Source organism: Salmonella sp. SA15303 (assembly GCF_029962125.1).
GTDB classification, from domain to species: Bacteria; Pseudomonadota; Gammaproteobacteria; order Enterobacterales; family Enterobacteriaceae; genus Salmonella; species Salmonella enterica.
In genome coordinates this window covers 3,419,852-3,441,801 of record NZ_CP123924.1, presented here as the reverse complement: position 1 = coordinate 3,441,801, position 21,950 = coordinate 3,419,852, and the positions used below count along the sequence as shown (strand labels likewise).

Annotated in this window: 22 protein-coding genes; 15 read left to right on the top strand and 7 right to left on the bottom strand. The window is 52.6% G+C overall.

All coding sequences use genetic code 11. The features are described 5' to 3' along the window. Positions 1–105 precede the first annotated feature (105 nt). Positions 106–522: a Cu(I)-responsive transcriptional regulator gene (cueR, locus tag QEN31_RS16985; protein ID WP_001026760.1), complete on the top strand. Its 417-nt coding sequence runs from the start codon at positions 106–108 to the stop codon at positions 520–522. Here the strand turns inward: cueR and QEN31_RS16980 are convergent, their stop codons facing one another. Together QEN31_RS16980 and QEN31_RS16975 are read right to left on the bottom strand one after the other, a co-directional pair. Continuing rightward, positions 523–975 carry an NfeD family protein gene (locus QEN31_RS16980; protein ID WP_000561177.1) on the bottom strand — a complete coding sequence of 151 codons (453 nt, stop codon included), beginning with the start codon at positions 973–975 and terminating at the stop codon, positions 523–525. Then, positions 972–1,889: an SPFH domain-containing protein gene (locus tag QEN31_RS16975; protein ID WP_000906146.1), complete on the bottom strand. Its 918-nt coding sequence runs from the start codon at positions 1,887–1,889 to the stop codon at positions 972–974. Before QEN31_RS16975 ends, QEN31_RS16980 begins: the two co-directional genes overlap by 4 nt. Before the next feature lie 146 nt (positions 1,890–2,035). Between QEN31_RS16975 and fetA the strand changes: the two genes are divergently transcribed. Both fetA and fetB read left to right on the top strand, forming a co-directional pair. Next, on the top strand, positions 2,036–2,713 hold the full coding sequence (fetA, locus tag QEN31_RS16970) for an iron efflux ABC transporter ATP-binding subunit FetA (protein WP_000140195.1): 678 nt from the start codon (positions 2,036–2,038) through the stop codon (positions 2,711–2,713). Beyond that, positions 2,700–3,479 (top strand): iron efflux ABC transporter permease subunit FetB, encoded by a 780-nt coding sequence (gene fetB, locus QEN31_RS16965; RefSeq protein ID WP_001002130.1) that lies wholly within the window; start codon positions 2,700–2,702, stop codon positions 3,477–3,479. Before fetA ends, fetB begins: the two co-directional genes overlap by 14 nt. An 85-nt stretch (positions 3,480–3,564) precedes the next feature. Here fetB and cnoX read toward each other — a convergent pair whose 3' ends face one another. From cnoX to tesA, 3 genes are all read right to left on the bottom strand, one after another. Next, on the bottom strand, positions 3,565–4,419 hold the full coding sequence (gene cnoX, locus QEN31_RS16960; protein WP_000116058.1) for a chaperedoxin: 855 nt from the start codon (positions 4,417–4,419) through the stop codon (positions 3,565–3,567). Between the two features lie 59 nt (positions 4,420–4,478). Beyond that, a complete protein-coding gene (locus QEN31_RS16955) occupies positions 4,479–5,249 on the bottom strand; it encodes an SDR family oxidoreductase (RefSeq protein ID WP_001172802.1) in 771 nt (256 codons plus the stop codon). A 154-nt stretch (positions 5,250–5,403) separates the two neighbouring features. Beyond that, entirely contained in the window at positions 5,404–6,018 is a 615-nt protein-coding gene (tesA, locus tag QEN31_RS16950; protein ID WP_001010576.1) for a multifunctional acyl-CoA thioesterase I/protease I/lysophospholipase L1, read from the bottom strand. On the opposite strand from tesA, the gene ybbA reads away from it, so the two are divergent. The 6 genes from ybbA to QEN31_RS16920 all read left to right on the top strand — a co-directional run bounded on the left by ybbA (position 5,989) and on the right by QEN31_RS16920 (position 13,198). Then, positions 5,989–6,675, top strand: a complete 687-nt coding sequence (gene ybbA, locus QEN31_RS16945) for a putative ABC transporter ATP-binding protein YbbA (protein WP_001110598.1) — start codon at positions 5,989–5,991, stop codon at positions 6,673–6,675. The genes tesA and ybbA overlap by 30 nt on opposite strands. Beyond that, positions 6,672–9,086, top strand: coding sequence for a putative ABC transporter permease subunit YbbP (gene ybbP / locus QEN31_RS16940; RefSeq protein WP_064047290.1), 2,415 nt, complete (start codon positions 6,672–6,674; stop codon positions 9,084–9,086). Before ybbA ends, ybbP begins: the two co-directional genes overlap by 4 nt. A gap of 186 nt (positions 9,087–9,272) precedes the next feature. Next, positions 9,273–10,406, top strand: a complete 1,134-nt coding sequence (locus QEN31_RS16935) for a porin (protein WP_000152863.1) — start codon at positions 9,273–9,275, stop codon at positions 10,404–10,406. Between the two features lie 256 nt (positions 10,407–10,662). Further along, on the top strand, positions 10,663–11,493 hold the full coding sequence (locus tag QEN31_RS16930; RefSeq protein ID WP_000524311.1) for a MetQ/NlpA family ABC transporter substrate-binding protein: 831 nt from the start codon (positions 10,663–10,665) through the stop codon (positions 11,491–11,493). Between the two features lie 36 nt (positions 11,494–11,529). Continuing rightward, entirely contained in the window at positions 11,530–12,546 is a 1,017-nt protein-coding gene (gene sfbB, locus QEN31_RS16925) for a virulence-associated ABC transporter ATP-binding protein SfbB (protein WP_000569660.1), read from the top strand. Then, complete coding sequence (locus tag QEN31_RS16920; protein WP_000342247.1) at positions 12,539–13,198, top strand: methionine ABC transporter permease; 660 nt, start codon at positions 12,539–12,541, stop codon at positions 13,196–13,198. Before sfbB ends, QEN31_RS16920 begins: the two co-directional genes overlap by 8 nt. A 38-nt stretch (positions 13,199–13,236) precedes the next feature. Here QEN31_RS16920 and mnmH read toward each other — a convergent pair whose 3' ends face one another. Next, positions 13,237–14,331, bottom strand: coding sequence for a tRNA 2-selenouridine(34) synthase MnmH (mnmH, locus tag QEN31_RS16915; RefSeq protein WP_001154077.1), 1,095 nt, complete (start codon positions 14,329–14,331; stop codon positions 13,237–13,239). Between the two features lie 69 nt (positions 14,332–14,400). Next, a complete protein-coding gene (gene allS, locus QEN31_RS16910; RefSeq protein ID WP_000460169.1) occupies positions 14,401–15,327 on the bottom strand; it encodes an HTH-type transcriptional activator AllS in 927 nt (308 codons plus the stop codon). A gap of 226 nt (positions 15,328–15,553) precedes the next feature. On the opposite strand from allS, the gene allA reads away from it, so the two are divergent. From allA to QEN31_RS16880, 6 genes are all read left to right on the top strand, one after another. After that, a complete protein-coding gene (gene allA, locus QEN31_RS16905) occupies positions 15,554–16,036 on the top strand; it encodes an ureidoglycolate lyase (protein ID WP_000764659.1) in 483 nt (160 codons plus the stop codon). Between the two features lie 78 nt (positions 16,037–16,114). After that, positions 16,115–16,933, top strand: a complete 819-nt coding sequence (gene allR / locus QEN31_RS16900) for an HTH-type transcriptional repressor AllR (RefSeq protein WP_000141265.1) — start codon at positions 16,115–16,117, stop codon at positions 16,931–16,933. 84 nt (positions 16,934–17,017) lie between these two features. Beyond that, on the top strand, positions 17,018–18,799 hold the full coding sequence (gene gcl, locus QEN31_RS16895) for a glyoxylate carboligase (protein ID WP_001096865.1): 1,782 nt from the start codon (positions 17,018–17,020) through the stop codon (positions 18,797–18,799). Positions 18,800–18,811: 12 nt separating this feature from the next. Continuing rightward, the gene (gene gip, locus QEN31_RS16890; protein WP_000943591.1) at positions 18,812–19,588 is read left to right on the top strand and encodes a hydroxypyruvate isomerase Gip; all 777 of its coding nucleotides are present in this window, start codon (positions 18,812–18,814) and stop codon (positions 19,586–19,588) included. Between the two features lie 100 nt (positions 19,589–19,688). After that, entirely contained in the window at positions 19,689–20,567 is an 879-nt protein-coding gene (gene glxR, locus QEN31_RS16885) for a 2-hydroxy-3-oxopropionate reductase (RefSeq protein ID WP_000765815.1), read from the top strand. A gap of 65 nt (positions 20,568–20,632) precedes the next feature. After that, entirely contained in the window at positions 20,633–21,880 is a 1,248-nt protein-coding gene (locus tag QEN31_RS16880; protein ID WP_000005070.1) for an MFS transporter, read from the top strand. Positions 21,881–21,950: the final 70 nt, after the last annotated feature.

Sequence of the window (21,950 nt, the reverse complement as noted above, 5' to 3'; positions counted from 1 at the left end):
AAAACTCCTTTATGATTGGTCATCAATTCATTGACCTTAGTAATCGTAGTGACTCACTGTGATAAAGGTTAAACCTTCCAGCAAGGTTAAGGTCAAGGGGGAAATATGAATATTAGCGATGTGGCGAAAAAAACCGGTTTAACCAGCAAAGCCATTCGGTTTTATGAAGAGAAAGGGCTGGTGACGCCGCCATTACGTAGCGAAAATGGTTATCGCACCTACACGCAGAAGCATTTAAACGAGCTGACGTTGCTGCGACAGGCGAGGCAGGTGGGGTTTAATCTGGAAGAGTGTGGCGAACTGGTCAATCTGTTTAACGATCCGCGACGCCATAGCGCAGATGTGAAAAAGCGGACGCTGGAAAAGGTCGCGGAGATCGAGCGCCATATCAGCGAGCTGCAATCAATGCGCGATCAACTGTTGGCGCTGGCGGAGAGTTGTCCCGGCGATGACAGCGCCGACTGCCCGATTATTGATAATCTTTCCGGCTGCTGTCATCACAAGGCGCAAAAGCCACGTTGATTAAACGGCACGAATGCGTAAGGTGATGCCTTCCACGGCGATCACTTCGACATGCGTACCTGCGCGCAGGTCTTCGTCAGCGCATACCGGCCACGAGCTGTCGCCGACACGCATATGACCCCGTCCGTTCACTAACGCGGCATCAAGCATAAACCGGCGGCCTACCAGTTGTTGTCCGCGTTGGTTAAGGCGGCTGTCGGTCGGCTTCTGTTCCCGCACGCGACGCGCCAGCCAGCGCCACCAAAGCCAGGCCGCCAGCAACGTTAAGGCCGCAAACAGCACGCCCTGCCATTCCCAGCCGAGCGGTAAGAGCCAGACGGTTAAGCCGGTAATCACTGCTGCCACGCCGCTCCACAGCAAATAGCCGTTACCGCCGAGCATTTCCGCAGCCAACAACAGGCCGCCGAGGCTAAGCCAGAAGATATGCGGATGCACCAGAATCATCGCTATCATGCTTTTTTCCGTTCGCTGGCGCTGTCCTTAACCAGCTCGCTGATCCCGGCGATAGCGCCCATCAGACTGCTGGCATCCAGCGGCATCATGACCACTTTGCTGTTATTCGCCGAGCCGATTTGCTGTAACGCTTCGGTGTATTTCTGCGCCACGAAGTAGTTTATCGCCTGAATATCCCCGGCGGCGATGGCTTCAGACACCATCTGCGTAGCGCGGGCTTCCGCTTCGGCGGAACGTTCGCGCGCTTCCGCCTGCAGGAAAGCGGACTGACGTTCGCCTTCGGCTTTCAGAATCTGCGACTGTTTTTCCCCCTCGGCTTTCAGGATTTCCGCCTGACGTACCCCTTCGGCCTCAAGGATATAGGCGCGTTTGGTACGTTCCGCTTTCATCTGGGCGTTCATCGAGGAGATCAATTCCGCGGGCGGGCGGACATCGCGAATTTCGATACGGGTAACTTTAATTCCCCACGGGTTGGTGGCTTCATCGACAATATGCAGCAGCCGCGTGTTGATGCTGTCGCGCTGGGAGAGCATTTCATCCAGCTCCATCGAACCGAGTACCGTACGGATATTGGTCATGGTCAGGTTAATGATCGCCAGTTCCAGGTTACTGACTTCATAAGCGGCGCGCGGCGCATCGATAACCTGAATAAAACAGACCGCATCGATAGTGACGTTGGCGTTATCTTTTGAGATCACCTCCTGCGACGGAATATCCAGCACCTGCTCCATCATATTGATCTTGCGGCCAATTCTGTCCATAAACGGTACAACAAGGCTTAATCCCGGCTGCAGGGTTTTGGTGTAACGTCCAAAGCGCTCCACCGTCCACTGGTATCCCTGCGGAACGATTTTGACGCCCGCGCCGACGATCACCAGCGCGACGAAAATGAGAATAGGGATAAGAATGAGCATAGCTAAACCTCCTGTTGCGTTGTCCATAAACCGATTTTGCTGACGAATTAAGCGAATTATACCTGATTCAGTAAAGCATGTTCCCCCCTTATTAATTACAGGGATACACTATCGCTATAAAAATATGAACAACGGATGCGCAATAAATGACAGAACGTAGCATGTTGCTTGAGTTAAAGCAGGTCGGTTACCGGACTGCGACGACAAAAATAGTGAATAACATCAGTTTTACGCTGCAACGCGGCGAATTTAAGTTAATTACCGGTCCTTCTGGCTGCGGAAAAAGTACGTTGTTGAAAATGGTGGCCTCGTTAATAAGCCCTGATATCGGCGTGATTCTTTTTGAGGGGCAGGATATTACTACTCTGAGTCCGGAAGCCTATCGCCAGCAGGTTTCTTATTGCGCTCAGACGCCAGCGCTATTTGGCGATACGGTTTACGATAACCTGATTTTTCCCTGGCAAATTCGCCATCAGCGCCCGCAGCCGACAGCCTTCGCAGACGATCTGGCGCGTTTTGAACTGCCGGAGACGATTCTGCAAAAACCGATTACCGCGCTTTCCGGCGGAGAAAAACAGCGTATTGCTCTAATTCGTAATCTACAGTTTCTGCCGAAAATACTGTTACTCGACGAAATAACCAGCGCGCTGGATGAACATAACAAACGGAATGTGAATGATATTATTCATCGCTATGTTCGCGATAAGCAGGTCGCTGTCTTGTGGGTAACGCATGATAAAGATGAAATTCAACACGCGGATAAGGTGATAACGTTAACGCCATCTGCCGGAGAGATGCAGGAGGCGCGTTATGAACGAGCATAATATTACCAATACCTCGCTGGCGTTATCGATGCTGCTGGTGGTGGTCGCGATGCTCATCAGTCACAAGGAAAAGCTGGCGCTGGAAAAAGATATTCTGTGGAGCGTATGCCGGGCGGTGATACAGCTCATTATTGTCGGCTATGTACTGAAATACATCTTTGGCGTTAATCATGCCGCCCTGACGCTACTGATGGTGCTGTTCATCTGTTTTAACGCCGCATGGAACGCGCAAAAGCGCAGTAAATATATCGATAAGGCATTTCTCTCCTCGTTTATCGCCATCACCGTCGGCGCCGGGCTAACGCTGACGGTACTGGTGCTTACCGGTTCGATTGAATTTGCGCCGATGCAGGTGATTCCCATCGCTGGCATGGTCGCCGGTAATGCGATGGTAGCGGTAGGGCTGTGCTACAACCAACTGGGGCTGCGTTTTCATAGCGAGCAGCAGCAAATCCAGGAAAAGTTAAGTTTGGGCGCAACGCCGAAAATGGCCTCCGCCGGGCTTATCCGCGATAGCATCCGCGCATCGCTTATCCCGACGATCGACTCGGCAAAGACCGTTGGGCTGGTGAGCCTGCCGGGGATGATGTCCGGGCTGATTTTTGCCGGGATCGATCCGGTAAAAGCGATTAAATATCAAATTATGGTAACGTTTATGCTGTTGTCGACAGCCAGCCTGTCTACCATCATTGCCTGCTATTTAACCTACCGGAAGTTCTATAATTCGCGTCATCAGTTGGTAGTGATGCCGCTCAAGAAATCATGATAGTTGCCGGATGATGGCGCAAGCGCCTTATCCGGCCTGAGGACGACAGGTAGGCCAGATAAGCGCGCCATCAGGCAAGAGAGGATTAATACAGTAGCGCGTACAACTGGCGGCGGTATTTCGACGCCAGCGCGTCGCCGGTGCCGAGCGCGGCAAGGATCTCCTGGAAGGTTTTGCGCGTCTGTCCCTCGGCGGCGGTAAGATCTTTTCTCAGATGGCTGAACAGCAATTCCAGCGCTTCTTCATTACGTCCGACCTGGTGCAACTGCAATGCCAGTTGCGTTGCCAAAGCCGCATCCTGCGGATTGTCCGCGACTTGCTGCTGAAGTTGCTGAATTTCCGGCGTATCCGCCGCCTGTTTAAGCAGTTCGATCTGCGCAACCAGCCCCTGATAACGGGTATCCTGATCCTGTAGCGGGATAGTTTTTAACACCGCTTCGGCCTCTTCAGAGCGGTTCAGCGCAATTTGCGCTTCCGCCAGTAACAGGCCAATCTCACTGTTCTGCGAAGAGAGCTGCCAGGCGTCTTTGAGCAACGGCAGCGCGTCAATGTAGTTGCCCTCCTGCATTAACTGCATCGCTTGTTGCGCCTTTAGCTCTTCTTCGCGCGGCAGTACTTTATCCAGCAGAGCGCGGATCGCCTCTTCCGGCTGCGGTCCCTGGAAACCATCGACCGGTTGGCCATTCTGGAACAGATAGACTGTCGGGATGGCGCGCAGCCCAAACTGAGCGGCGATCATCTGTTCGGCGTCGCAGTCCAGCTTTGCCAGAATAAACTGACCGTGGTACTGGGCAGCCAGGCTTTCCAGCACTGGCGTTAATTGCAGACAGTGTTGGCTGCGTTCAGACCAGAAATAGAACAGTACCGGCGTGGTCATGGACTGCTCTAAGGTCTGCTGCAGGTTGGATTCATTAATATTGACAATGTTCTGTACGGACATGGCGTCGCTCTCTTTTGTCTGTGTCACGTTTACATGGGGGCTGACGGGCGCGCTTCAACTCAGCTTTGTAAAATTTTATCCAGCATCCGGCCCGGCAATATGCGTTTCAGCGCCATCACCGCCCAGGTGACCAGCGTAACGGGATAGCGCAGCCTGGGTTTATCGCTTGCAAAAGCATGACGTACTTTCGCTACTACCGCGTCAGGATCGCGGGTGAAACGTGCGGCGATGCCGGGATTTTCTACCGGTTTATCACGCTGCGTCTGGTTAACGTTATCGGTAAAACGGGTACGAATCGGCCCCGGTTCTATCAGGCTCACTTTAATGCCTGTGTGCCGTAGCTCCATACGTAGCGCGTCAGACCAGGCTTCGAGCGCATATTTGCTGGCGGCGTAAGCGCCGCGCCCTGGGGTGGAAATCAGCCCCATCACCGATGAGGTCATCACAATGCGTCCTTCGCCATGCGGCAACATGGCGGGAAGTAAGCGCATAGTAAGCTGATGCGCGCCGAAGAAATTACTGGAAAACTGTTGCTCCATCTGCTCACGGCTGATGGTGGAAAGGGGGCCATACACGCCGTAGCCGGCATTGTTAAAGATCCCATACAGACGATTATCGGTCAGGGCGATCACTTCATCGGCGGCACGATCCACGCTTTCAGGGGAGTCGAGATCGATCAACACGCCGGTAAATCCCATACTGTTCATCCGGGCGACATCATCAGGTTTGCGGCAGCCCGCCAGGATTTGAAAGCCCTGGCGTTTAAGCTCAAGCGCGCTGTCCAGACCGATTCCGCTGGAACATCCTGTTATTAAGACCGATTTTTGCATAACTTTACCTGTCAGGATCTCCGTTGATTTAAGAGTCGTGGTTAACTATATCCGTCATACTTCAAGTTGCCTGTGCGTTCGTTTACTCCAGTCACATAGGTATCTATGCTCCTGGAAATTCTCTTACGTGCCGCCTTCATGCAACTCGAATTATTCAGGAGAGAAAAGGGGTCAACTGCTTCGCCATCCAGTCGGCAATAAACGGCTGGGCGTCGCGGTTGGGATGAATGCCGTCATCCTGCATCCACTGCGGTTTCAGATATACCTCTTCCATAAAAAACGGTAACAGAGGAATATCGAACTCTTTGGCGAGCTTAGGATAAATGGCGCTAAAGGATTCATTATAACGGCGACCGTAGTTAGCGGGCAGATGAATTTGCATCAGTAACGGTTGGGCATCGGCGGCTTTCACCGTCTGAATGATTTTACGTAGCGTCTGTTCGGTTTGCGCAGGCGCAAAACCGCGTAGGCCATCGTTGCCGCCAAGTTCCACCACTACCCAGCGCGGGTGATGCTGTTGCAACAGCGTCGGCAAACGCGCCAGTCCCTGCTGCGAGGTATCTCCGCTTATACTGGCATTAACGACCGACGTTTTGTTTTGCCATTTATCATTAAGGAGCGACGGCCATGCCGCGCTGGCGGCCATACGGTAACCGGCGCTGAGGCTATCGCCCAGAATTAATAAGGTGTCTGCGGCGGCGGCACGGAAAGTTAACAGGATCAAAAACAGGAAGGGCAAATGCCAGCGGAAAACAGTGTTGAAGTTCATCGTCTCAGGAAGTCCGTCGGTCAGGGTGAGCATGAGCTTTCCATCCTTACCGGAGTTGAACTGGTTGTCAAACGCGGCGAAACCATTGCGCTGATTGGCGAATCAGGATCGGGAAAATCTACGCTGCTGGCGATTCTCGCCGGACTGGATGACGGCAGTAGCGGAGAGGTCAGTCTGGTCGGGAAACCGCTTCACCAGATGGACGAAGAGGCGCGGGCGCAGCTTCGCGCTCAGCATGTCGGTTTTGTTTTTCAATCCTTCATGCTTATTCCTACGCTTAACGCGCTGGAAAACGTTGAACTACCGGCCCTGCTACGCGGTGAAAACAGCGGTCAGAGTAAGGCGGGGGCGAAAGCGCTGCTCGAACAACTGGGACTGGGAAAACGGCTTGACCACCTTCCGGCACAGCTTTCCGGCGGCGAACAGCAGCGCGTAGCGCTGGCGCGCGCGTTTAACGGGCGTCCTGATGTGCTGTTTGCCGATGAGCCGACGGGCAACCTTGACCGTCAGACCGGAGATAAAATCGCCGACCTGCTATTTTCGCTTAACCGCGAGCACGGCACCACGCTGATTCTGGTGACGCACGACCCGGCGCTGGCGGCGCGCTGCGACCGGCGGCTGCGGTTGGTCAACGGTCAGTTACAGGAGGAGGCATGATAGCTCGCTGGTTCTGGCGCGAATGGCGCTCGCCGTCGCTGATTATTGTCTGGCTGGCGTTGAGTCTGGCGGTGGCCTGCGTACTAGCGCTCGGCAGTATCAGCGACCGGATGGAAAAAGGGTTAAGTCAGCAAAGCCGCGAGTTTATGGCAGGCGATCGGACGCTGCAAAGTTCGCGGGAGGTACCGAAAGCCTGGCTTGAAGAGGCGCGTAAACGCGGCCTTAACGTGGGCGAGCAGTTAACCTTTGCGACCATGACGTTTGCCGGCGATACGCCGCAACTGGCCAGCGTGAAAGCGGTAGATAGCGTTTATCCGATGTACGGCGAATTGCAAACCCGTCCTGACGGAGTGAAACCGCAGCCGGGTAGCGTACTGCTGGCGCCGCGTCTGATGGCGCTGCTTAATTTGAAAACGGGCGATACCATTGATGTCGGCGACGTGACCTTGCGTATTGCCGGTGAAGTGGTGCAGGAGCCGGATTCCGGATTTAACCCTTTTCAGATGGCGCCGCGTCTGATGATGAATATGGCCGATGTGGCAAAAACCGGTGCGATACAGCCGGGGAGTCGCGTGATGTGGCGGTATAAATTCGGCGGAACGCCGCAACAGCTTGCTGGCTATGAAAGCTGGCTGTTACCGCAGCTTAAACCGGAACATCGCTGGTACGGACTGGAGCAGGATGACGGGGCATTGGGGAAATCGCTCGAACGTTCGCAGCAGTTTTTGCTGCTTTCGGCGTTATTAACGCTACTGCTGGCGGTAGCTGCCGTCGCGGTGGCGATGAGCCATTACTGCCGTAGCCGCTACGATCTGGTGGCGATTTTAAAAACGTTGGGCGCGGGCCGGGCCCAGTTGCGTAAACTTATTATCGGACAGTGGTTGATGGTGCTGGGGCTTTCCGCCGTCACGGGAGGCGCGATTGGGTTACTGTTTGAAAACATATTGCTGGTGCTGCTAAAACCGGTACTGCCCGCCGATTTGCCGCCCGCCAGCCTGTGGCCCTGGCTGTGGGCGCTGGGCGCGATGACGGTCATCTCTCTGCTGGTCGGTTTACGGCCTTATCGATTGTTGCTGGCGACCCAGCCGCTACGGGTGCTGCGCCGCGATGTTGTCGCTCGCGTCTGGCCGTTAAAAATTTATTTGCCTGTCGCCTGCGCCGTCGTGGTGGCGCTGCTCGCCGGATTGATGGGCGGAAGTATGCTGTTGTGGGCGGTTCTGGCGGGCGCCGTGATACTGGCGCTGCTGTGCGGTCTGGTGGGCTGGATGCTGCTTAACGTGCTGCGCGGCATGACGTTGACGTCGCTACCGCTGCGTCTGGCCGTCAGCCGACTTCTGCGTCAGCCGTGGTCAACGTTGAGTCAGCTTTCGGCGTTTTCGCTTTCGTTTATGCTGCTGGCGCTCTTGCTGGTGCTGCGCGGCGACCTCCTTGATCGCTGGCAACAGCAACTCCCGCCGGAAAGTCCGAACTATTTCCTTATCAATATTGCTTCAGAGCAGGTCGCGCCGCTGAAAGCCTTTTTGGCGGAACATCAGGTGATTCCGCAGACGTTTTATCCGATTGTGCGGGCGCGGTTAACCAGGATAAACGGTAATCCGACGGAAGGTCAGCAGGATGAGTCACTCAACCGTGAACTGAATTTGACCTGGCAGGATACGCGCCCGGCGCATAATCCGCTGGTCGCCGGTCACTGGCCGCCAAAATCGGGCGAAGTCTCCATGGAAGAGGGGCTGGCGAAGCGGCTGAACGTCAAACTCGGCGATAGCGTAACCTTTATGGGCGATACCCAGGCATTTAGCGCTAAAGTCACCAGCCTGCGTCAAGTGGACTGGGAAAGCCTGCGGCCCAACTTTTTCTTCATTTTTCCTTCCGGGGCGCTGGACGGGCAACCACAAAGCTGGCTGACCAGTTTTCGCTGGGAGAATGGCAACGGCATGTTAACGCAGCTTAACCGCGAGTTTCCTACCGTCAGCCTGTTAGATATCGGGGCGATCCTGAAACAGGTGGGACAGGTGCTGGAGCAGGTCAGTCGGGCGCTGGAGGTGATGGTTGTGCTAGTCACCCTCTGCGGCATGTTGCTATTACTGGCCCAGGTACAGGTCGGGATGCGTCAGCGCCATCAGGAGCTGGTGGTGTGGCGCACATTAGGAGCCGGAAAGAAACTGTTGCGTACCACACTCTGGTGCGAATTCGCCATGCTGGGGTTAGTTGCCGGGCTGGTCGCCGCGATTGGCGCGGAGACGGCGCTGGCGATCTTACAAATCAACGTTTTTGATTTCCCCTGGGAGCCGGACTGGCGTTTATGGGTCGCACTGCCGTTTTGCGGCGCGCTGCTGCTTTCCGTATGCGGCGGCTGGCTTGGCGTTCGTTTGCTGAAAGGCAAAGCGCTATTCCGACAGTTTAACGGATGATTCATGATGTGAATAATTTCGCGCCGGTTTTTAAAACGGCGCGTACTTTATTTAGTCGCACAAATTGCTAACTTCTTGATTTTTAGTAGCACAAATCATTAAAAAATACACAACACGTAAGGTTTTATAACAGTTATTATTTGCCTGCTAAATGATTTGGATTGGCTATCTATCAAGGAAAATATAATGACAATTAAAATAACAGCGTTGGCGGCATCGATCGGCGCGGCAATGGCTTTCATGCCTTTCGCCACTCAGGCGGAAATCACCGTTTTAAAACAAGATCCCCAGGCGGGTAATCCACTCAGCCGACTCAATTTCACCGTTGGCGGGAGTATTCGTCCGCAGTTCCAGAATATGACCGGCAATGACGGCGCGAACGGTTATAAACGTAATGGTTTTGATGGCGGGACGCGTTTCCGCTTCGCCGCGGATTATTATCTGTTTGATGATATCAGTTGGATTAGCTATTACGAGCTGGGCGTCAATATCCCTGCGGTATTTGACTGGGATAACCATTATGCGAAGGGCTCGACTGATACCACTCGCCGTATGCTGTATACCGGCTTCAAGAGCGCGACGTGGGGAACGCTGACCTTCGGTCAACAGAACAGCATTTATTACGATGTGGTGGGCGTAAAAACCGATATCTGGGATTACGACATGATAGGTCAGGCGCCGGGCAACGGGATTAACGGCGACTACGATGGTTCTTACCGCACGCGTAAGTCATTGAAGTATAAGAAAAGCATTGGCAATGTCGATCTCTACGCGTCTTATCTGTTCAGCGACGATTATAATGCCAATAACGGCCTGAATTACAAACGTAAAGGCGGCGGTTCTTTAGGCGCGGATTACCATCTCACCGACGATCTGACCTGGGGGACGGCATGGAACTATACCCGTGCGGAGATGCGCGGCAACGGCAATAAAACTTACGATCAAAATATTGTCGGTACCGCGTTAAGCTGGACGCCGGAAAACTGGACTATCGCCGCAGGCGGCGGTTGGTATCAGAACTTTATGACGACCAAAAAAGTGTCTGTGAATGATTACTTTGCCGGCGATGCGTGGGGTCTGGAATATTTTGTCGGTTACGCTTTCCCGATTGGTCAGTATGCCGTGAAAGCTATTCAACCGTACTTTATGGGCGACCGCATTGAATATGTGAATGGCCGCGACTATCTGCGCACCGATAACGGCGTGGGGATCACCTTCCAACTGGATTATGGTTTCCGCGTTGATTATGAACATGTTTTCACCTCCAGCACTGACAATCTGGGCGATATGAACCTGGTGCGTCTGCGTTACGATTTCTAAAGCGTTTTCCTCTGCCGGATGTTGGCGTTAAGACCTCTTATCCGGCATTTCCCTTTACGCCATTCCCGCCTGACACACGCCTGAGCGCCTGCCTCGTACATTTAACGACACACCAGGAAACATCATGAAATAATTTCAAGGACAGCAGGCTGTGATCTGTGTCATGTTAAGAAATAGCCTTTCGTTTGGGCCAAAACAGACGATGCCGCATGAACGGCATCCGGCACAGCATCACACTATTTAAAATGGAGAAATTATGGGATTGCGTCAGAGTTTACGCATTGCGGCCAGCACGCTATTACTGGCCTGCGGATTACAGTTTGCCCATGCCGATGGTTCCCCGCAAACGATCGTATTTGGCGTCGCGCCAGGGCCGTATGGCGACATGGTGAAGCAGGCGATTGCGCCGACATTAAAAGAAAAAGGGTATAAGGTCGTGGTGCGCGAGTTTAGCGACTATGTCCAGCCTAATATGGCGTTAGCTAACGGCAGTATCGACGCCAACCTCTTTCAACATACCCTCTATTTTGACAAATTCACCGCTGACAAAGGGCTGAAGCTCAGCAAACTTATTGTGGTACCGACCGCCGGGATGGGCTTCTATTCACGTAAAATCAACAGTCTGGATGCGCTTAAAAAAGGGGACATTATTACCCTCTCCAACGATCCGACCAACCTGGCGCGCGGCCTTCGCTTCCTGCAATCGTTGGGGCTTATCACGATTAAGGACAATATCGATCCGACCAAAGCCTCTGAACGAGATATCGCCAGCAATCCAAAAGGACTGGTTTTCAAACCGCTGGAAGCCGCACAGCTACCGCGCACGCTGGATGGCGTGACCGGCGCGCTGGTTAACGGGAACTTTGCGGTGGCGGCAGGACTCGATCTCTCCAGCGCGATTAAGCAGGAACACCTGGATGAGAATCTGAAAAATATCATTGCGGTACGCAGTGAAGATGCCGATAAGCCGTTTGCCAAAGATATTGTCGAGGCGGTGAAATCGCCGGCTTATCGCGCGGTTATCGACGATCCAAAGAATATTTATAGCGCCTTCCAGAAACCGGAATGGATGACCGCGACACCCTGATCGCAGCGGTAGCCATCCCCAATTTCTGAGGTGAATATGATTGAAATAGAAAAAGTCTGCGTCGATTTTACCGCCGGTCGCGGTACCCCCACGCGCGCGGTGGATGATGTGAGCCTGCATATCGCCGCGGGCGAGATTTTTGGCATTGTCGGTACCAGCGGCGCAGGAAAAAGCACTCTGCTGCGTACCCTGAACGCCTTAACGCGTCCCAGCCAGGGGCGCGTCAACGTCAACGGCGTGGAAATTTCGGCGCTGGACGGAAAAGCGTTACGCCAGGCGCGGCAGCGTATTGGTATGATTTTCCAGCATTTTAACTTAATGCATACCCGGACAGTGGCGCAAAACGTTGCGTTTAGCCTGAAAGCGGCTGGCTGGGAACGCAGCAAAATCGCGCCACGGGTGGCGGAAATTTTAACGCTGGTGGGCCTTGCCGATAAAGCGAACCGTTTCCCGGTACAGCTCAGCGGCGGGCAAAAACAGCGGGTGGGGATAGCCCGCGCCATCGCTAACCATCCGGATGTTTTGCTGTGTGATGAACCGACTTCCGCGCTGGATCTGGAAACTTCCGCCACGATTCTGGCCCTGCTCAGACAGATCAACGCACAGCTCGGGATTACTATTGTGCTGATCACCCATGAAATGAACGTGATCAAATCTATTTGCGATCGCGTGGCGGTGATGTCGGGCGGTAAGGTTGTGGAATCGGGCGAGGTGTTTGATGTGTTTGCCCACCCGCAACACGCTTTCACACAGCAACTGGTGTCTCATACCCTTAATTTGACCCTGCCGGAACGTTTACGGGAACACCTGCCCGGGCAGCTGCTGAAAATTTTGTTTATCGGCGATTCGGCGGAGCAGCCGGTACTGTCGGAGGTGGCGATCAAGTTTGGCGTCGCGGTCAATATCCTGCATGGCAAGATTGAGTATATCGGCGAACGCGCGTTGGGCATTCTGGTGGTGCAATTAACCGCGCCGCATAATCCAACGGCGGTGGCCGCCGCCGTGGAGCATATCCGTCAACGTACTGCACAGGTGGAGGTGATCCGTGGATGATTTATTGCCGGATTTAACGCTGGCGTTCAATGAAACTTTCCAGATGTTGAGTATTTCAACGGTGCTGGCGATTCTTGGCGGTCTACCGCTCGGTTTTCTGATTTTTGTCACCGATCGTCATCTGTTCTGGCAGAACCGTTTTATTTATCTCGTCGCCTCGGTTCTGGTGAATATTATCCGCTCGGTGCCATTTGTTATTTTACTGGTGCTGTTACTGCCGCTAACGCAGCTTTTGCTGGGCAATACCATTGGCCCGATTGCAGCCTCCGTCCCGCTGTCGGTGGCCGCAATCGCGTTTTATGCACGCCTGGTAGATAGCGCGCTCCGTGAAGTCGATAAAGGGATTATTGAGGCGGCGCTGGCATTCGGCGCTAGTCCGATGCGTATTATCTGTACCGTACTGTTGCCGGAAGCCAGCGCAGGGCTGCTGCGCGGCCTGACGATTACATTGGTAAGCTTAATCGGCTACTCGGCGATGGCCGGGATTGTCGGCGGCGGCGGGGTAGGCGACCTGGCGATTCGCTATGGCTACTACCGTTACGAAACCGAAGTGATGGTTGTTACCGTGGTGGCGTTGATTGTGCTGGTTCAGGTCGTTCAGATGCTGGGCGACTGGCTGGCAAAACGTGCCGACAAGCGCGACAGACACTAAGCCGGCTCAATGTAGCGTCAGCCGGCAATAAAAATAAGCTATTGCGCTTTTAGCCAGTTGGCAACGTCTTGCCATGGGCCGCGAAAAACGATATTCGCGGCTTTTTTCTCCAGTTGATAGCGATACATTGGGTCGTAATATTCGTTAAGTAGCGGAACCAGCCATGCCATATGGCCGTCGGTGCTGCCGCTGGATAATTGCTCTGCCAGCGCCCTATCCAGCGTGTCCGTCAGTTCGGCAAAGCGTTGCAACCCCAGACGGCGGCGAATAGCGAACAGTCCATGATGAAGATATTCACTATACGCCTGCCAACCGGCTTCATCGCCGTAGGCGTGGGTGAAGTCGTGATGCATACGGATGAAATACTCTTCACGCAGTCGTTCCAGACGAAGCGCAAACGGATCTTCCACTACCGCAATGGGGGCCTGCGCCATTCTTTCGCGTAAACACTCAGGCAGATGGTTGGCGCCGATCGTTCGCCCTTCATCTTCCAGTACCCACCTTTTTAGCGTCTGACGCGCGTTAATTTTCAGCAATTCAACGGCAAGTTTGTTTTCAAAACTGGCCTGGCTGAGCTGGGGGTTCAGCGTGCGGCCAAAAGAGGAGCCGCGATGACGCGCGAGACCTTCCAGATCCACGCCGTTGGGCTGTTGTCGCACCAGTTGCGTTTTGCCGCTGCCCGTACAGCCGCCAATTAAAAGTATCGGTTTTTGCGCCAGTTGCCAGGTCGCCTGAATTGCTGTCTGGCGCAGCGCTTTATAGCCGCCTTCAATAAGCGGGCAGTCAATCCCTGTTTCTTGCAGCCAACGTTGTACGATATGTGACCGCTGACCGCCGCGCGCGCAGCACAGATACCCGTTGGGGAAACGTTGATACGCGGCTTTCCAGGCCTCAAGCCGCTGCTGGCGAATGTCGCCGCAAACCAACCGATGCCCCAACGCTAACGCCGCATCCGCGCCCTGACGTTTGTAGCAGGTGCCGACGGCGGCCCGCTCGTCATCCATCATCAATGGCAGGTTGATAGCGCCCGGCATGGCGCCCTGTTCAAACTCAATCGGCGCGCGTACATCAATTAAAGGCGTATCGGCAAGGAGGAGCGCGCGATAGTCCTGTGCTTTTTGTCTGTCTTGCATAACGTAAAACGTAACCTTAAATCATCCTTTGCGCTATTTTACGCGCCAATTCGCAAAGTGGCTTGATTTTTAACAGCGTACGGTATTGAAAATGGATAAAAAACCGGCTATTTCGGGTTGCCGTTGGGTAAATAATTTCACAATGTCTTCTACCGCTTTGCCTCCGCCAAATTTATGCCAGGCGAGGCTTAACGGTGAGGGCGGACGCATCGTAGGGATGGTACAGCTCACCAGTTCGTTTTTGTCGATCAGCGTTTGACAAAGCGGCTGCGGAACAAAACCGATACCGACGCCTGCCAGATGAGCGGCGATTTTGGTTTCCATATCAGGCACGATAATTTCCTTCTGCCCCGGAAGGCGCCAGGCTACCCGCTTGGTCAGCGTACGCGCGCTGTCTTCGATATTTATTGCCGGGAAACGGCGCAACTGCGCTTCTGTTAGAGGCCCGCTGACGTGAGCTAAAGGATGATCCGCGGACATCACAAAACGCCATTGTACGGAACCTAAAGGGTCGAGCATAAAGGTATTAGCCAACGGCTCGGTGCCAGTTACGCCAATCGCCAGCGAAAAACCTTCATACAGGAGCGAATCCCAGACGCCCATATAAATTTGCCGGGAAAAGTGAAACTGAGTGAAAGGGTAACGCGCATTAAGCCACGATAAAAGACTGGCGACCGCTTGCGGGCTATAGAGCAGGTTATTCACCACAATATTGACCTGACGCTCTACGCCGTCGTTAACCTGGCGTAGCTCGTCAGGCATGCTGTCCAGCCACGCAAGCCAGTCTTTTGCCTGAGAGAGAAGGTGAGAGCCCGCCGCCGTCAACGAGACGCTTCGCGTTGTGCGAAAGAACAGCCCTACGCCGGTATTTTCCTCCAGCAGTTTGATGCGGTAGCTAATGGTTGCCGTGGTTTTACACAGGCGCTCCGCCGCTTTGGAGAAACTCCCCGTTTCGGCAACGCTGATAAAGGTACGCAGTGTTTCCGGGTCAAACATCGTCAGACGCCTCCTTACGATCCTGATAAAACCAGAATTGTTTTCCTATGATTTTTAAGTAGTTTTACATAATAGCCATGTTTGATTTGTGGTCTAAATCTACTTTTGGAAAAATATTCCAACTTTTATGTTGATGTTAAATCCCGAAGGTTTTAGATTGCATGGTATTGAAACCGGACAGAGTCCAAACCGCGGTTAAACGGAATCGAGCTACAAGGGAAAAATAATGAAACTTGAGGTATTACCGTTAGATCAGAAGACGTTCAGCGCTTATGGCGATGTTATTGAGACGCAGGAACGTGACTTTTTTCATATAAACAACGGGTTAGTTGAGCGATATCACGACCTGGCGAAGGTTGAAGTTCTGGAGCAGGATCGCACGCTGATCAGTATTAACAGGGCGCAACCGGCCGCGATGCCTATTGTGGTACATGAACTGGAACGTCATCCTTTAGGTACGCAGGCGTTTGTGCCGATGAACGGCGAGGCTTTTGTCGTTATTGTCGCGCTCGGCGATGATAAACCCGATCTCTCCACGCTGCGGGCGTTTATTAGCAATGGACGGCAGGGCGTCAATTATCACCGTAATGTATGGCATCACCCGCTGTTTGCGTGGCAGACGGTTACCGATTTTCTGACGGTGGATCGCGGTGGCAGCGATAACTGTGATGTTGAAAGTATCCCGACACATGAACTCTGTTTTGCGTGACGCTATTGGCCTTCTTGCATAAGATGAACATATTGTTCATTGTTTATGCTCATATTTTGGGCCGGAGTTAACGTAAATATGACGGAAGTAAGACGACGCGGCAGGCCAGGACAGGCAGAGCCGACTGCGCAGAAAGGCGCTCAGGCGCTGGAGAGGGGCATAGCGATATTGCAATATCTCGAAAGAAGCGGCGGCAGTTCATCAGTTAGCGATATTTCCGGCAGCCTGGATTTACCGCTTTCTACGACGTTTCGCCTGTTAAAGGTACTGCAAGCGGCTGATTTTGTGTACCAGGATAGCCAGCTTGGCTGGTGGCATATTGGTTTAGGCGTATTTAATGTGGGCTCTGCGTATATTCATAATCGCGATGTCCTCTCGGTGGCCGGACCCTTTATGCACCGACTTATGCTGCTTTCTGGCGAGACGGTCAACGTAGCGATTCGCAACGGTAATGAAGCGGTGTTAATCGGTCAAAAGGAGTGCAAATCGATGGTCAGAATGTGCGCGCCCTTAGGGAGTCGTCTGCCGTTACATGCTTCCGGCGCCGGAAAAGCGCTGCTTTACCCGCTCACCGAAGAAGAGCTGGTGGGGATCGTCGTCAATACCGGTTTGCGGCGGTTTACGCCGACCACTCTGGTGGATTTACCTATCCTGCTTAAAAATCTGGAGCAGGCGCGTGAACAGGGCTACACCGTCGACCAGGAAGAACATGTTGTCGGGCTGAATTGTATCGCCTCCGCTATCTATGACGATGCGGGCAGCGTGGTCGCCGCTATCTCAATATCGGGACCGGCTTCCCGGCTGACGGAAGATCGCTTTATCAGCCAGGGTGAACTGGTACGGGATACCGCGAAAGACATCAGTACGGCGCTTGGGCTAAAACCCCCTGTAGCCTGAGCCGCATCCCGCTCGCTGGAGCGGGACTTTTTTAAAATTTTTAAAAGTTGGAAACTTTTTCCAATAAAAAGAGGTAGCAATAAAATGGCAAAAATGAGAGCCGTGGATGCGGCAATGTATGTGCTGGAAAAAGAAGGTATCACCACAGCATTCGGCGTTCCTGGGGCTGCAATCAACCCCTTCTATTCTGCAATGCGTAAGCATGGAGGCATTCGCCATATACTGGCGCGTCATGTGGAAGGCGCTTCGCATATGGCTGAGGGCTACACACGTGCGGCGGCAGGTAATATTGGGGTCTGCCTGGGCACTTCCGGCCCGGCGGGAACCGACATGATCACCGCGCTCTATTCCGCTTCTGCCGACTCTATCCCGATTTTATGCATTACCGGTCAGGCGCCACGAGCGCGTCTGCACAAGGAAGATTTCCAGGCAGTCGATATTGAAGCGATTGCAAAACCAGTCAGCAAGATGGCAGTGACGGTTCGTGAGGCGGCGCTGGTGCCGCGCGTATTACAACAGGCTTTTCATCTGATGCGCTCAGGCCGCCCAGGTCCTGTACTGGTTGATTTACCGTTTGATGTCCAGGTTGCGGAGATCGAATTCGATCCGGATATGTATGAGCCGTTGCCGGTATATAAGCCAGCCGCCAGCCGCGTACAGATTGAAAAGGCGCTGGAGATGCTGATTCAGTCCGAGCGTCCGGTAATTGTCGCGGGCGGCGGGGTTATTAACGCCGACGCCGCGCCACTGCTGCAGCAGTTTGCCGAACTGACCAACGTACCGGTGATCCCTACCCTGATGGGCTGGGGCTGTATCCCGGACGATCACCCCTTAATGGCGGGGATGGTCGGCCTGCAAACGGCGCACCGCTACGGCAACGCCACTCTGCTGGCATCTGATATGGTTTTTGGCATCGGTAACCGTTTCGCCAACCGTCATACGGGGTCCGTTGAGAAATATACTCAGGGGCGAAAAATCATCCATATCGATATTGAACCGACGCAAATTGGCCGCGTGTTGTGCCCGGATCTGGGCATCGTTTCGGACGCCAAAGCGGCGCTAACGTTGCTGATCGATGTCGCGCAGGAGATGCAAAAAGCGGGGCGTTTGCCATGCCGGAAGACCTGGGTGGACGAATGCCAGCAGCGTAAACGGACTTTGCTGCGTAAAACCCACTTTGACAACGTGCCAGTGAAGCCGCAGCGCGTCTATGAAGAGATGAACAAAGCCTTTGGTCGCGATGTGTGCTATGTCACCACCATTGGATTGTCGCAAATCGCGGCAGCGCAGATGCTGCATGTGTTTAAAGACAGACACTGGATCAACTGCGGCCAGGCGGGGCCTCTTGGCTGGACAATCCCGGCGGCATTAGGGGTTTGTGCTGCCGATCCGCAACGCAATGTGGTGGCGATTTCCGGCGATTTCGACTTCCAGTTCCTGATTGAAGAGTTAGCCGTCGGCGCGCAGTTTAACATCCCGTATATCCATGTGCTGGTTAACAACGCTTATCTTGGTCTGATTCGCCAGTCGCAACGCGCATTTGACATGGACTACTGCGTACAGCTCGCCTTTGAAAATATCAACTCCAGCGAAGTGAATGGCTATGGCGTTGACCATGTAAAAGTGGCGGAAGGGTTAGGCTGTAAAGCAATTCGTGTCTTTAAACCGGAAGATATTGCGCCTGCATTTGAACAAGCCAAAGCGCTAATGGCGCAATATCGCGTTCCGGTGGTGGTGGAAGTCATTCTGGAACGCGTAACCAATATTTCCATGGGCAGCGAACTGGATAACGTAACCGAGTTTGAAGAGGTTGCGGATAGTGCGAAAGATGCGCCAACAGAAACCTGTTTTATGAAATATGAGTAAGGGAGGTAATCGATGTTACGTTTCTCTGCCAATCTTTCTATGCTGTTTACGGAATATGATTTCCTGGAACGCTTTGATAAAGCGGCGTTGTCGGGATTTCGCGGCGTGGAATTCATGTTTCCCTACGATAACGACATCGAAGTGTTAAAACGTAAACTCAGGGATAATAATCTTGAACATACGTTACATAATTTACCGGCTGGCGACTGGGCGGCTGGCGAACGTGGAATTGCCTGTATTCCTGGGCGCGAAGAAGAGTTTCGCGATGGCGTAGCGGCCGCAATCCGTTATGCACGTGCGTTAGGCAATAAGAAAATAAATTGTCTGGTGGGTAAAACACCGTCAGGATTCTCCGCAACGGAGATCCACGACACGTTGGTTGAAAACCTGCGCTATGCGGCAAATATGCTGGCGAAAGAAGACATTTTATTACTTATCGAACCTATTAATCACTTTGATATGCCGGGATTCCATCTCACCGGCACTCAACAGGCGTTAGCATTAATTAAGGATATCGGCAGTGATAATATCAAAATTCAGTATGATATTTATCACATGCAACGCATGGAAGGGGAATTAACGCAAACCATGACGGCATGGGCCGATAAAATAGGCCATTTACAGATTGCTGATAACCCGCGTCGCGGCGAGCCGGGGACCGGGGAAATTAATTATGACTTTATTTTTAATGTCATTAAACAGTCTGGTTATGATGGCTGGGTTGGCTGTGAATATAAACCACTGACTACCACGGAAGCGGGATTATCGTGGATTAATCAGTACCGTTAAAACGCAGAATAATTCGGGCAGCGCTTTTTTTTTCACTGTGTTGGAAGGGGATTGTGTTGCCTGAATCTGGAAACACCGAAAGCAATAAAAGAGGTTGTATATGAAACTGGGATTTATTGGCCTGGGAATTATGGGCTCGCCAATGGCTATCAATTTGGCACGCGCCGGTCATCAATTACACGTTACGACTATTGGTCCGGTCGCGGACGAACTGCTCTCGCTGGGGGCGGTAAATGTTGAGACTGCACGTCAGGTAACTGAATTTGCAGACATTATCTTCATAATGGTGCCGGATACGCCGCAGGTTGAAGAGGTGTTATTTGGCGAACACGGTTGCGCCAAAACATCGCTTCAGGGAAAAACCATCGTCGATATGAGTTCTATTTCTCCTATCGAAACCAAACGTTTTGCCCAGCGCGTTAATGAAATGGGCGCTGATTACCTGGATGCCCCGGTTTCCGGGGGCGAAATCGGGGCGCGTGAAGGCACTCTGTCGATTATGGTCGGCGGCGAGCAGAAAGTCTTTGACCGCGTTAAACCGCTCTTTGACATCCTGGGAAAAAATATCACCCTGGTGGGCGGCAATGGGGATGGGCAAACCTGTAAGGTGGCTAACCAAATTATTGTTGCGCTGAATATTGAAGCGGTTTCTGAAGCCTTAGTGTTTGCTTCAAAAGCAGGTGCCGATCCGGTACGCGTGCGCCAGGCGTTAATGGGCGGGTTCGCCTCTTCACGCATTCTGGAAGTTCACGGCGAGCGGATGATCAACCGGACGTTCGAGCCTGGTTTCAAAATCGCGCTTCATCAGAAAGACCTTAATCTTGCATTGCAAAGCGCAAAAGCGCTGGCGCTGAATTTACCGAATACGGCGACCTGCCAGGAATTATTCAATACCTGTGCGGCAAATGGCGGGAGCCAGCTTGACCATTCGGCAATGGTACAGGCGCTGGAATTAATGGCCAATCATAAATTGTCCTAATTATGTGTATCGCTGCGGCTGCAGCGATACCTGTTCACAAGGAACACTCTGTAAAGGTGAAGAACATGAGTGAAACTAAAAAATCCGGGATTGATTACTGGAAACAAATTGTTGTCGTAATGAGTCTGGGCTGGGTAGCGATTTGGATCTATCGCACCGTGCTTACGCCAATTTATCCAGAAATTCAGGCATCTTTAGACAATGTAAGTAATGCTGAAATAGGCGCCATTGCAAGTTTTTACTTTTTTGCTTACTGCAGTATGCAAATCCCTTGCGGAATATTGGTCGATAAATTCGGTCAAAAAATCATGCTGATGGCCGGATTTACGCTTTTTATTATTGGTACACTCTGTATCGCGAAAGCCAATGGCCTGACCATGATCTATATAGGGTCGCTAATGGCAGGTGGCGGATGCGCTTCTTTCTTTAGCTCGGCTTATTCACTCTCTTCGGCAAACGTGCCGCAGGCCCGTCGGGCATTAGCCAACGCGATTATCAACAGCGGGTCGGCTATAGGGATGGGGATTGGCTTAATCGGTTCCAGCGTATTAGTAAAAAACATGAGCATGGCCTGGCAGAATGTACTGTATATCGTGGCCGCGATATTAGTAATCATGCTGTGCGTCTTTACGCTGATCATTCGCGGTAAAGCCAAAAGCGACTCTGCGCAAGCGGAAAAGCAAACCCAAACCGTTACGGAAGATGAGAAACGCGCGCCTTTATTCTCTGGTTTATTGTGTAGCGTTTACTTCCTCTATTTCTGTACCTGCTACGGTTATTATTTGATAGTGACCTGGCTGCCCTCTTATCTACAGACTGAAAGAGGATTTGATGGCGGAGCTATCGGGCTGGCATCAGCGCTGGTAGCGGTGGTTGGCGTACCGGGGGCGTTATTTTTTAGCCATCTGTCAGATAAATTCCGTAACAGTAAAGTTAAGGTTATTCTCGGTCTGGAAATTGTGGCGGCAGCAATGTTGGCGTTTACGGTTTTGTCCCCGAATACCACGATGCTGATGGTCAGTCTGACGCTATACGGCTTGCTGGGGAAAATGGCAGTAGACCCGATCCTGATCTCCTTTGTATCTGAACAGGCTTCGGCAAAAAGTCTGGGAAGAGCTTTCAGCCTTTTTAACTTCTTTGGCATGAGTTCAGCGGTTGTCGCCCCAACGTTGACCGGATTTATTTCGGATGTAACGGGGTCGAAAGAGATCAGTTTTGTGATTTCAGCATGTTTAGTGGTCACCGGAACGCTGATCTTTGCTGTCGTCACTTTATATAAAAAGAAAGCAACGCAACGTATTGCTTCAGCTTAAAAATAATTATATCTACTAATTCTTTATTTTATATTTATTTGTTCCTCATAGCTAAACCCATAACAACGTT

Coding starts and splice junctions, on each gene's coding strand:
- cueR (WP_001026760.1), top strand. CDS start 106: ATGAATATTAGCGATGTGGCGAAAAAAACCGGTTTAACCAGCAAAGCC.
- QEN31_RS16980 (WP_000561177.1), bottom strand. CDS start 975: ATGATAGCGATGATTCTGGTGCATCCGCATATCTTCTGGCTTAGCCTC.
- QEN31_RS16975 (WP_000906146.1), bottom strand. CDS start 1,889: ATGCTCATTCTTATCCCTATTCTCATTTTCGTCGCGCTGGTGATCGTC.
- fetA (WP_000140195.1), top strand. CDS start 2,036: ATGACAGAACGTAGCATGTTGCTTGAGTTAAAGCAGGTCGGTTACCGG.
- fetB (WP_001002130.1), top strand. CDS start 2,700: ATGAACGAGCATAATATTACCAATACCTCGCTGGCGTTATCGATGCTG.
- cnoX (WP_000116058.1), bottom strand. CDS start 4,419: ATGTCCGTACAGAACATTGTCAATATTAATGAATCCAACCTGCAGCAG.
- QEN31_RS16955 (WP_001172802.1), bottom strand. CDS start 5,249: ATGCAAAAATCGGTCTTAATAACAGGATGTTCCAGCGGAATCGGTCTG.
- ybbA (WP_001110598.1), top strand. CDS start 5,989: ATGCCAGCGGAAAACAGTGTTGAAGTTCATCGTCTCAGGAAGTCCGTC.
- tesA (WP_001010576.1), bottom strand. CDS start 6,018: ATGAACTTCAACACTGTTTTCCGCTGGCATTTGCCCTTCCTGTTTTTG.
- ybbP (WP_064047290.1), top strand. CDS start 6,672: ATGATAGCTCGCTGGTTCTGGCGCGAATGGCGCTCGCCGTCGCTGATT.
- QEN31_RS16935 (WP_000152863.1), top strand. CDS start 9,273: ATGACAATTAAAATAACAGCGTTGGCGGCATCGATCGGCGCGGCAATG.
- QEN31_RS16930 (WP_000524311.1), top strand. CDS start 10,663: ATGGGATTGCGTCAGAGTTTACGCATTGCGGCCAGCACGCTATTACTG.
- sfbB (WP_000569660.1), top strand. CDS start 11,530: ATGATTGAAATAGAAAAAGTCTGCGTCGATTTTACCGCCGGTCGCGGT.
- mnmH (WP_001154077.1), bottom strand. CDS start 14,331: ATGCAAGACAGACAAAAAGCACAGGACTATCGCGCGCTCCTCCTTGCC.
- allS (WP_000460169.1), bottom strand. CDS start 15,327: ATGTTTGACCCGGAAACACTGCGTACCTTTATCAGCGTTGCCGAAACG.
- allA (WP_000764659.1), top strand. CDS start 15,554: ATGAAACTTGAGGTATTACCGTTAGATCAGAAGACGTTCAGCGCTTAT.
- allR (WP_000141265.1), top strand. CDS start 16,115: ATGACGGAAGTAAGACGACGCGGCAGGCCAGGACAGGCAGAGCCGACT.
- gcl (WP_001096865.1), top strand. CDS start 17,018: ATGGCAAAAATGAGAGCCGTGGATGCGGCAATGTATGTGCTGGAAAAA.
- gip (WP_000943591.1), top strand. CDS start 18,812: ATGTTACGTTTCTCTGCCAATCTTTCTATGCTGTTTACGGAATATGAT.
- glxR (WP_000765815.1), top strand. CDS start 19,689: ATGAAACTGGGATTTATTGGCCTGGGAATTATGGGCTCGCCAATGGCT.
- QEN31_RS16880 (WP_000005070.1), top strand. CDS start 20,633: ATGAGTGAAACTAAAAAATCCGGGATTGATTACTGGAAACAAATTGTT.